This window comes from Chitinophaga sp. (assembly GCF_036569125.1).
In the GTDB taxonomy this organism is placed as follows: domain Bacteria; phylum Bacteroidota; class Bacteroidia; order Chitinophagales; family Chitinophagaceae; genus Chitinophaga.
On sequence record NZ_DATCRF010000168.1, the window covers coordinates 1 to 9,863 of the forward strand.

Here is a 9,863-nt window from a genome sequence, read left to right on the forward strand (position 1 = left end):
ACGTAACACCGGGCCGCAGGGTAATGCTGCTTACCACAAAATCGGGTGCAGGGGAATGGTAGATCTTTTCTGCAGGGTCGGCCGCAGGCTCGCCGGTCATGATGTGCGGATGCACGGCTTCAAAGCGGGTATGCTTCAGCAGCTCCTGTACATCAATATGTTTGGGCGTAAGGCCGCCGCGCAGCACGTTATCTGAGTTGGCCATCAGCTCTGCGTTCTGCCCTTCCAGGTAAGCGTGCGGAATGCCTGCATCCTGGAAAACGGCATCACCGGGCTGGGTTTGTACAATGTTAAAAAAGTAAATGGAAAAGATACCACGGTCCAGGCGCTCTAAGCCCTGCGGATCGTTGGCAATAGCCCTGCCGGCCCAGAAAGCAGGATTGCTTTTTTCCAGCTGGCCGGCCAGGTAAGCAGGCAGTATACGGTCGGCCAGCGGGCGCAGCATGGTATTCACCTGCTCCTGCGGCATTTCCATTACGGTTTTATACAGGCCATAATAGCCGTCTTTTTCAAATACACCTTTCAGGGAGGCAAACTCCGGCACTGTTTCCAGGATGGCTTTCAGCTTTGCTTCCGGCAAGAAGCCGTGCAGCAGCCAGAACTCACTTAAAGCCACCATGATCTCCGGTTTATGGTTGGCATCCTTATAATTACGGTTAGCAGCTTTTAAGGGGATGCCTGCTTCATTTTCCCGGGCAAATCCTTTCTCTGCTTCTGCCTTGGTGGGATGCACCTGTATAGAGAGCATGTCTTTTACGTCCAGGATCTTAAAAAGGTAAGGCAGCTCGCCAAAGCGGTCCCATACCTGCTGACCTACAATGGCCGCGGGTGATTGTTTGATCAGCTGATCCAGCGTGGTGGTTTCCCCATTCAGGTGAATGGTGGCCGGTGCGCTGGGATGCGCGCCCATCCAGTATTCCGCACTGGGCTCCTGCTGTTTGGGAATGCCTAATAGTTCCGGGATATAGGTAAAACCGCCCCATGCATAATGTTGTACTTTCCCATCCAGCCGGAATAACTTTTTATCAACTGCAGCCATTTAAGTAGATTTATTTATTGATGAACCATAAAAACCAATCCCAAAAATAGTTGAAAAAATGGCTTCCCATAATGAGCTGGGTAAAAAAGGAGAGCAGATCGCACAAAATTACTTACAACAGCAACAGTATACTGTTTTACACATTAACTGGAAATGGGGGCGGAAAGAGATTGATGTGATTGCGCAGAAAGACGGGCAGCTGGTATTTGTGGAGGTGAAAACGCGTATCAATAGTGTGTTCGGCTGGCCCGAAGAAAAGGTGGATTTTAAAAAGCGGCAGTATTTACAAGGCGCTGCAGAAGTGTTCATGGAAAAAAGCGGCCTTACGCCGCTGGCTATACGTTTTGATATTATTGCCATTACGTTTGGAGAAGAAGGAGGGATGGAGGTGATGCATTTTGAGGATGCGTTTTGAGGGAATTTATAGTATTTGTAATTGATAATCGTAATTAAACATGCTGCGATCCTGCCTGTTCATCATATTGGCCTGCCTGCTGCAATGCAGCCGGAGCCAGGCCCAGAGCCACCCCTATTACCAGTTTGACAGTAACCTTACACCCCGGTGGAGCAGTCCTGAGAACCTGAACGGCGTAAAGGGCGCAGGCGGCAAAGCCAATAACGGCGCTAAAGGGCATCCCTTTGAATCTATTGCTGCCGGCGCCACTGTTACTTTGCTGAATATACAGGAAGCTGGCATCATTCACCGCATCTGGATCACGCTTTCAGACCGCTCACCGGAAATGCTGCGCGCATTGAAGCTGGAAATGTTCTGGGATAATGAGCGCACACCCGCTGTATCTGTACCGCTGGGCGATTTCTTTGGCGTGGGCCTGGGCAGAACAGCGGTATTTGAGAATGCGCTGTTTGCCAGCCCGGAAGGCCGCTCCTTTAACTGTTTTATACCAATGCCATTCAAAAAGGCAGCCCGCATTACAGTAACCAATGGATCGGGCAGGCCGCTGAGCCATTTCTTTTTTGATGTAGATTATAGCCTGGTAAAAACATGGGACGATAGTAACCTGTACTTTCATGCTTACTGGCGCCGCGATACTGCCACGCAGCCAGGTACCGACTTTGAGCTGCTGCCGGCTGTAAAGGGCAAAGGCCGGTTCCTGGGTGTGAATGTAGGCATAAACGCCAACCCTGCATATGGTAAGCTCTGGTGGGGAGAAGGAGAGGTGAAAATGTTCCTGGATGGCGACCAGGCATTACCCACGCTGGTAGGCACCGGTACGGAAGATTATATTGGCACCGGCTGGGGACAGGGCTTTTTTGCCAACCAGTACAGCGGCTGCCTGGTATCCAGCGATTCCCTGCGGCAATGGTGCTTTTACCGCTATCACATCCCGGACCCTATATTCTTTACGAACAGCTGCCGCGTTACGCTGCAGCAAATTGGCGGCGGGCCTACCGCTGCTGTTATGGCGCTGCAGGAGGCCGGCGCGCTTATGATCCCCATTACCAGCGACTTTGGCGGCCACCAGCAGCCCTTGTATAAAAAGGATAAGGTTGTACGCCTGAAAACCGCCGCGCAGCCTGATTCCTGGACGAATTTTTACCGTTCCGATGATGTATCTGCCACCGCGTATTATTATCTGGACACGGCTAAATAGAATTACGAATTATTCAATTACGCCCCTGCTCAAAGCGGCGCATAGCCTGCCAAACGCGGAATGCCATTGAAAGTAATTATGATAGGAGTAATTAACAAGACCGGCACTTTAACACCGGTCTTTGTTTATCGGAGAAATTTTGTAAGCTATGTTAAATGCAGCGTTAGTTTTGACCACCGGATGCAAGTAATATCTCGCCGGTAATCCAGCCTGCGTCGTCTGAGGCAAGGAAGGTGGCTACCTTGGCAATGTCGCTTGGAACGCCGGTGCGGCCTAATGATATGCTTGATTCCACTTGTTTGTGTAAATCACTGCCGATAAGACCAACTGAATGTGTGCCTTCTGTTTCTATTAATCCGGGTGATAAAGCGTTTACACGAATTTTGCGTGAACCCAATTCTTTTGACAAGGCTTTTGTTACTGCATCTACCGCAGCTTTGGTGGCGCTATAAACAGATGCGTTTGCAATAGGGCCCTGGGCAACGATAGAGCTGATATTGATGATGCTTCCGCCGTTTTCATCAAACAACCCTGCCGCTTTTTGAGAAGCTAATATTAATCCGAGTACATTCAGATCGAACTGGCGATGATAGTGCTCTTCTGTAATGCTTTCCAAAGGAGCAAATTCGTAAACACCTGCATTGTTTACAAGAATGTCTAACCTGCCAAATGCAGATTTTGCTTCGGTAAATAATTGGTCGATGTCAGCCTGCTTCGCCAGGTCCGCTTTCACAGCGATGGCTTTACCACCATTACTTACAATTTCATTCACCACTTTGTCTGCGCCTTCTTTACTTGATGCGTAGTTAACTACAACACTCGCTCCTTCAGCAGCCAGGTGTAATGCAATAGATGCGCCAATACCTTTAGATGCACCAGTTACCACTGCCACTTTGTTGTTTAGCTTTTTCATTTGATTACTTTATTAAAATTTAAGAAATGTTGTTTGTGTTTTTTGATTACCAGAAAACAGTTGATTGTTTTAATTTATTAATTCAAATATCTAAATATTTCGATGTATTTAAAGCGTTTTTCCATTATTCTTTTTCTTAAAAAATTAGTCCTTCAAAGCATTAAGAAAATCAATGTAATCATTAAGTACTTTTTGGTTCAAACTGTACTTAAGGATGCGGCCTTCTTTTTCGGAGATTAGCAAGTAGGCGTCTACCAATTGTTTCAGGTGATGTGAAACAGCCGGCTGCGTAAGCTTAAGCTCAGGCATTTCATTTATTTCTGAGCAATAAACACAGCCTTTCTTTGTTTTAAATTTTTTTAAGATGGAAATCCTGCTTACATCGCTTAACGACCGCGATATCTTTTCAATTTTCCACTTGTCCATTTCACAAAACAGATGATTTCAGAACAAAGGTAAAGGGAAATATCGAAATATTTGAATGTTTTTATTTGTTCTGCCAGACCGTATTACGAACCAAAGTGCATGAACGAATGAAAACCCTGCGCTATCAGGTGTTTGCTATTGGCGGATATATTGTCAAAAATGGTTCTCAACGAATACTCAAATTATCCCTTGCTATGAAACGACGAGAATGGTTTACCGGCCTTTGGAATAATGTCAAAATTTTCAATTCTACGTTTACTTTAATTCTTAATGACTATTTAGGGTTAAATAAAAAGCGGAAGGTTTGAAGCAGGCATTAATCGCCTTTAACTTCAAACCTTCCGCTTTTGTATTTGTAAGTATTACGAATTACGAACTTGTTGAAGTACACTCATTCGTAATTCGTAATTGAATAATTCATAATTAAAATTAACTCCACACGCCCGTATAATTCTCCGGCGTAATGGCTTTCAGCTCTTTCTTTAGCGTAGCATTGATCTTTAAACCATCAATGAACTTATGAATGGTTTTTTGATTGATCTGATCCCCGCCGCGGGTAAGCTCTTTAAGCGCTTCGTAAGGCTGGGGATAGTTTTCCCGGCGCAGCACCGTTTGAATAGCTTCCGCCACTACCGCCCAGTTGTTTTCCAGGTCCTCTTTCAGCTTGGCCTCATTCAGGATCAGCTTTTCCATGCCCTTTTGGATGGAGCGCAAGGCCAGCATGCTATGGCCAAAAGGTACGCCTACGTTACGCAGCACCGTAGAATCTGTAAGATCGCGCTGCAGGCGGGAGATGGGCAGCTTGGCGCTCAGGTGCTCATACAGCGCATTGCCTAAACCCAGGTTACCTTCTGCATTCTCAAAATCAATGGGATTTACCTTATGCGGCATAGCACTGGAACCTACTTCGTTCTTTTTTACTTTTTGCTTAAAGTAATCCATGGATATGTAGGTCCAGATATCGCGGCAAAGATCTATCAGCACATTGTTAATACGTTTCAGGGTATCAAAGTGGGCGGCCAGGTTATCGTAGTGCTCTATCTGCGTGGTGTAGCGCATACGTTGCAGGCCGAGGGTAGTGTTCACAAATTTATCGGCAAACTTTTCCCAGTTTATTTTAGGGAAAGCTACGTGGTGGGCATTAAAGTTGCCCGTAGCGCCGCCGAATTTAGCGGCAAAGGGTATTTCGCCCAGCAGTTTTATCTGTCCTTCCAGCCTTTCCACAAACACCAGGATCTCCTTACCCAGAATGGTGGGCGATGCGGGCTGTCCGTGGGTACGGGCCAGCATGGGGATCTTCATCCAGCTTTTGCCAAATTTCTTCAGTTCCAGCACCAGGTTGGCTATGGCAGGCATGTACAGCTGCTCTACGGCTTCTTTCCAAAGCAGGGGGGTAGCGGTGTTGTTAATGTCCTGCGAGGTAAGGCCAAAGTGTACCCATTCCAGCTTATCTTCCAGCCCCAGGCTTTTAAGCTCGTTCTTCACAAAGTATTCCACGGCTTTTACATCGTGGTTGGTGATCTTCTCTGTATCCTTGATCAGCTGGGCGTGCTCCAGGGTAAATTCCTGGTATATTTTCCGCAGGGCAGGCACTTTTGCTTTTGGCAACGCAAATACCTTTTGTTCCGCCAGGGCAATAAAATATTCTATTTCTACCAGTACACGGTAACGGATCAACGCGTATTCGGAAAAATAGGGGGCCAGCTCTTCCAGTTGTTTACGGTAACGACCGTCCAATGGTGAAATGGCGGTTAAAGGTTGTAGTTGCATAATAATTTAGCTTAATTTTGCGGGCCACAAAAATACAGAAATTGGAACGGAAAGTAAAAGTAGCGGCAGTAAGTTATTTGAATACCAAGCCTTTGTTGTACGGTTTCAGGGGACATGCAGTAATGAAGATGATGGAGTTATCGATGGATTACCCGGCGGTGATTGCCAAGCAGTTAATTGAAGGCAATGTGGATGTGGCGCTGGTACCGGTGGCCGTGATCCCCAAAATGCAGGAGCATCATATTATTTCAGATTTTTGCATAGGAGCGGAGGGGCCGGTGGCTTCCGTATGCCTGTTCAGCGAAGTGCCGCTGCAGCATATTAAACGTATTTACCTGGATTACCAGAGCCGTACCTCTGTAGCCTTACTGAAGCTGCTGATACGCGATTTCTGGCGGCTGGATGTGGAGCTGGTGGAAACCAGCGGCGATTACCAGCACCTGATCAAAGACCTGGATGCCGGTTTGGTAATAGGCGACCGGGCGCTGGCTCAACGCCATAACTCCCCCTACATATACGACCTGGCTGAAGCCTGGATGCGGTTTACCAGCCTGCCTTTTGTATTTGCGGCCTGGGTGAGCAACAAACCCTTGCCGGTGGAGTTTATACAGGAGTTTAACAATGCCAACAGCATAGGCATTCATAATATACCTGCCGTAGTAGCGGAAAACCCATACCCGCTGTTCGATCTTACGGCTTATTACACAAAATATATCAGCTACCCGCTAACGCCGGCCAAGCGGCAGGGCATGCAAAAGTTCCTGGGATATTTGCAGTAATGCGCTTTTACCCTGAACATCATGCGCTTTTACTATAAGATGTATGCGCTTTTAATACGGGATGCTCATGGGATTCACTAGGGATGGACTAGAGAAAAACATGGGATCCAGTAGGGAAAGACATGAGAAACTCATAGGAAATACCCGCGAAGTTCATGGAACGGTGACCCTAAACCGGCCGGCCGGTACCTGGTTTGTTATTCGTGCGCAATTCGTGCGCAATTCGGGTGCAACCCGTGCGCAACCCGTGCCCGGCTTTTCTCTTAAACCTTATAGGAATACAGGTTAGCTATTTTTTTCTTATCTTCCTGCAAATACTACGTCATGAAGATCGGTATCCTGGGTAGTGGGGCCGTAGGGCTCACTTTAGGCGCCGGGTTTGTAGGAATGGGCCATCATGTCATTATTGGAACTCGTAATCCCGCTAAAGAATCATTACAGCAATGGTTAAAGCGGCAGGGCCCTCTTGCCAGCATTGCGCCGTTCCGGGAAGCAGCCGCCTCCGGGGAGATCATTATTTTATGTGTAAGCTGGATCGGCGCTAAAAGCGCCATAGAACAAGCCGGGATCTGGAACTTCAAAGGCAAGATAGTGGTGGATGTTACCAACCCGCTGGATGGGAAGGGGCCGGATGAGGAAGGCCGCTTATCCTTTGTGAGCGGGCTAAAGTCTTCCGGGGAGCAGATCCAGGCCTGGTTACCGCCCGATACCAGTGTAGTAAAGGCCCTGAGCTGTGTGGGGCATGAGATCATGTTCCAGCACAAGGATACCAGTGAAAACCCCACCATGTTTATTTGTGGTAATAATGATGAAGCTAAAAAAGTGGTGACCGATATGCTGCACCAGATGGGCTGGGAAGATGTGGCGGATATGGGAAAGATCGTGATGAGCCGCTATATAGAGCCCCTGGGCATTTTATGGAGCGCTTACGGCTACCGCACCGGCAACTGGAGCCATGCATTTAAGCTGGTGAAGAAAACTGATTAATGTGCGGATGTGCAAATATGCAGATGTGCAGATGATGAATGCAGCATATATTAAGAAGTTATATTGTTAAATAAAAATGTCCGGATGTTATCCGGACATTTTTTATTATTTACACATCTGCATATTTGCACATCTGCACATCTAATTCGGTTCCTTCATCTCCTTCACCGTTTTCATTTCCCGCACTTTAATATAGAACTGCTTATCTACCTTAAACAGTTTCGGATCTATATAGCTCAGGTTATCGGTAGCCCAGCGGGTACCGGGATGAATGAACTGGTAGTTGTTTTCACCCACCGTTACCTTTACCGGCATATCAAAGTTAGGGATAGAGGATTTCCAGCGGTGGTACAGCACCTGGCCTACAATGCGGTACTGCAGCTCCGGCAGGGTAGTATCGCGCAGGTACTGGTCAAAGGTTTTGCGGAGGTCTTTGCCGGTTTTAGCGCAAATGTAACGTTCTATGTCGCTGCCGTTCACTGTTTTGTGCGCAAAATCCGTATTCATACCGCGCAGCAGCTGGCGGAACTCTTCATCATTATCAATGATCAGGCGGATCATATGGATCATCGTACCGCCTTTGTAGTACATATCGCCCGAACCTTCGTTGTTCACGTTATAGATGCCGATTATAGGGCGGTCGTTCTTAATATTTTTACGGCAGCCCATCAGGTATTCCGTACCGGCTTCCCTGCCATATTCACATTCGGTGAACAGGGTTTCGGAATAGTTGGTAAAGCTTTCGTGCACCCACATATCTGCTATATCATTGGTGGTAATGTTATTGCCAAACCATTCGTGGCCGCTTTCGTGCACAATAATAAAATCCCATTTCAGCCCCTGGCCGGTGCCGGAAAGGTCACGGCCCTTGTAGCCCATCTGGTAACCATTGCCATAGGCCACGGCGCTTTGGTGCTCCATGCCCAGGTGGGGCGCATCTACCAGCTTATAGCTGTCTTTATAAAAAGGATATTTCCCGAACCAGTACTCAAAACACTGCATCATTTTGGGTACTACCTCAAAATGTTTTTTGGCTTTTTCCAGGTTGTAATCCAGTACCCAGTAATCCAGGTCCAGCTTACCGCCTTCGCCGTTATACACATCCTTAAACTCTTTGTAGTAGCCAATGTTCAGGGCTACATCGTAGTTGTTGATAGGACTGTTCACCGCCCATACATAAGTAACGGTACTATCGGCATTGGGTATACGCAGTTTCAGGCGGCCGTTGGATACATCTGTGAGCTCCTTGGGTACGGTTACGTTAATGTTCATGTATTCCGGCTCATCGCTCTGGTGATCTTTATTAGGCCACCATACGCTGGCGCCCAGGCCCTGGCAGGCAGTAGCTATCCAGGGGCGTCCCAGGGAGTCGCGGGCCCATACCACACCGCCATCCCAGGGGGCGTTAATGGCTTTGCGGGGCTGCCCATGGTAAAACACAGTTACTTTACGCTGGGTGCCTTTCTTTTGTGCATTGGGAAATTTTATGAAGTAGGCGTTGCTGTCGCGGTCAAAGGCCAGCTTGGTTTGCTTGGTGATCTTTAAGCTATCGATGTCCACCACCACGCTGTCCATGATCATAGGATACTGCAGATCTATCTGCATAACGCTATCCTGCTGCAGCACCTTATAGGTAATGGTGTTATAACCTTTAAAGGAGCTGTCCTGGGGGGTAACGGTTACATACAGGTCGTAACCTACCACATCCCACCAGGCACGCTGGGGGGTAATGGAACCCCGGAGGGTATCCGCATGAGAGAATTTGGTTTGGATCGTCTCTTTAAAATGCGATTGTTGTTGCTGGGCTCCGGCATGCAGCGCCATTATCAAAGCCAATAGAAACATAGGTATGCCACGCGTCATATTCAGAATCGTATTTTGAACCCGAAAGATATTAATTTACAGTGTAAAATGTAAAACCTTACATGTAAATGACGGCTAACAAACGTAAAAGTACCTCCGTTATTGTATTAATAAATTGTGTTATCTCTGCTTTTACTTTTGTAACGGCCTGCCAACCGGATCAGCGTTCCAATACCCAGGTGTTCCGGTTTAATCATACGGATGGACTGTCATCCCTGGACCCTGCTTTTGCCAAAAGCCAGGCTATTATCTGGGCCGTTCACCAGGTATACAGCACCCTGGTAGAGCCGGATACCCAGATGATCATCCGGCCCCTGCTGGCTACCCGCTGGGAGGAGAGCGCCGACCATACCACCTTTACCTTTTACCTGCGGCCGGATGTATATTTCCATGATAATGATGCTTTTGTGAACGGCAAGGGCCGGCGTATGACCGCGCAGGATGTGGTGTATAGCTTTCGCCGTATTATGGAC

Annotated in this window: 10 protein-coding genes; 5 read left to right on the top strand and 5 right to left on the bottom strand. The window is 47.6% G+C overall.

Annotated features, from left to right (window positions below):
* The coding region (manA, locus tag VIM87_RS06070; RefSeq protein WP_331996113.1) for a mannose-6-phosphate isomerase, class I at nucleotides 1–1,039 on the bottom strand (1,039 nt) is incomplete at its 3' end.
* 58 nt (nucleotides 1,040–1,097) lie between these two features.
* Between manA and VIM87_RS06075 the strand changes: the two genes are divergently transcribed.
* Together VIM87_RS06075 and VIM87_RS06080 are read left to right on the top strand one after the other, a co-directional pair.
* On the top strand, nucleotides 1,098–1,454 hold the full coding sequence (locus tag VIM87_RS06075; protein ID WP_331996114.1) for a YraN family protein: 357 nt from the start codon (nucleotides 1,098–1,100) through the stop codon (nucleotides 1,452–1,454).
* A 40-nt stretch (nucleotides 1,455–1,494) separates the two neighbouring features.
* On the top strand, nucleotides 1,495–2,652 hold the full coding sequence (locus VIM87_RS06080) for a glycoside hydrolase family 172 protein (protein ID WP_331996115.1): 1,158 nt from the start codon (nucleotides 1,495–1,497) through the stop codon (nucleotides 2,650–2,652).
* A 163-nt stretch (nucleotides 2,653–2,815) separates the two neighbouring features.
* On the opposite strand, the gene VIM87_RS06085 is transcribed toward VIM87_RS06080, so the two are convergent.
* From VIM87_RS06085 to purB, 3 genes are all read right to left on the bottom strand, one after another.
* A complete protein-coding gene (locus VIM87_RS06085; protein ID WP_331996116.1) occupies nucleotides 2,816–3,565 on the bottom strand; it encodes a glucose 1-dehydrogenase in 750 nt (249 codons plus the stop codon).
* Nucleotides 3,566–3,709: 144 nt separating this feature from the next.
* Nucleotides 3,710–3,991: a metalloregulator ArsR/SmtB family transcription factor gene (locus tag VIM87_RS06090; RefSeq protein WP_331996117.1), complete on the bottom strand. Its 282-nt coding sequence runs from the start codon at nucleotides 3,989–3,991 to the stop codon at nucleotides 3,710–3,712.
* Between the two features lie 429 nt (nucleotides 3,992–4,420).
* Nucleotides 4,421–5,761, bottom strand: a complete 1,341-nt coding sequence (gene purB / locus VIM87_RS06095; protein ID WP_331996118.1) for an adenylosuccinate lyase — start codon at nucleotides 5,759–5,761, stop codon at nucleotides 4,421–4,423.
* A gap of 41 nt (nucleotides 5,762–5,802) precedes the next feature.
* On the opposite strand from purB, the gene VIM87_RS06100 reads away from it, so the two are divergent.
* Nucleotides 5,803–6,540 carry a menaquinone biosynthesis protein gene (locus VIM87_RS06100; RefSeq protein ID WP_331996119.1) on the top strand — a complete coding sequence of 246 codons (738 nt, stop codon included), beginning with the start codon at nucleotides 5,803–5,805 and terminating at the stop codon, nucleotides 6,538–6,540.
* 324 nt (nucleotides 6,541–6,864) lie between these two features.
* Nucleotides 6,865–7,527, top strand: a complete 663-nt coding sequence (locus tag VIM87_RS06105) for an NADPH-dependent F420 reductase (protein ID WP_331996120.1) — start codon at nucleotides 6,865–6,867, stop codon at nucleotides 7,525–7,527.
* A gap of 141 nt (nucleotides 7,528–7,668) precedes the next feature.
* Here VIM87_RS06105 and VIM87_RS06110 read toward each other — a convergent pair whose 3' ends face one another.
* On the bottom strand, nucleotides 7,669–9,351 hold the full coding sequence (locus VIM87_RS06110; protein ID WP_331996121.1) for a M1 family metallopeptidase: 1,683 nt from the start codon (nucleotides 9,349–9,351) through the stop codon (nucleotides 7,669–7,671).
* A gap of 107 nt (nucleotides 9,352–9,458) precedes the next feature.
* On the opposite strand from VIM87_RS06110, the gene VIM87_RS06115 reads away from it, so the two are divergent.
* Nucleotides 9,459–9,863 (top strand): ABC transporter substrate-binding protein (locus VIM87_RS06115; protein ID WP_331996122.1); only part of this gene is annotated, 405 nt, incomplete at its 3' end.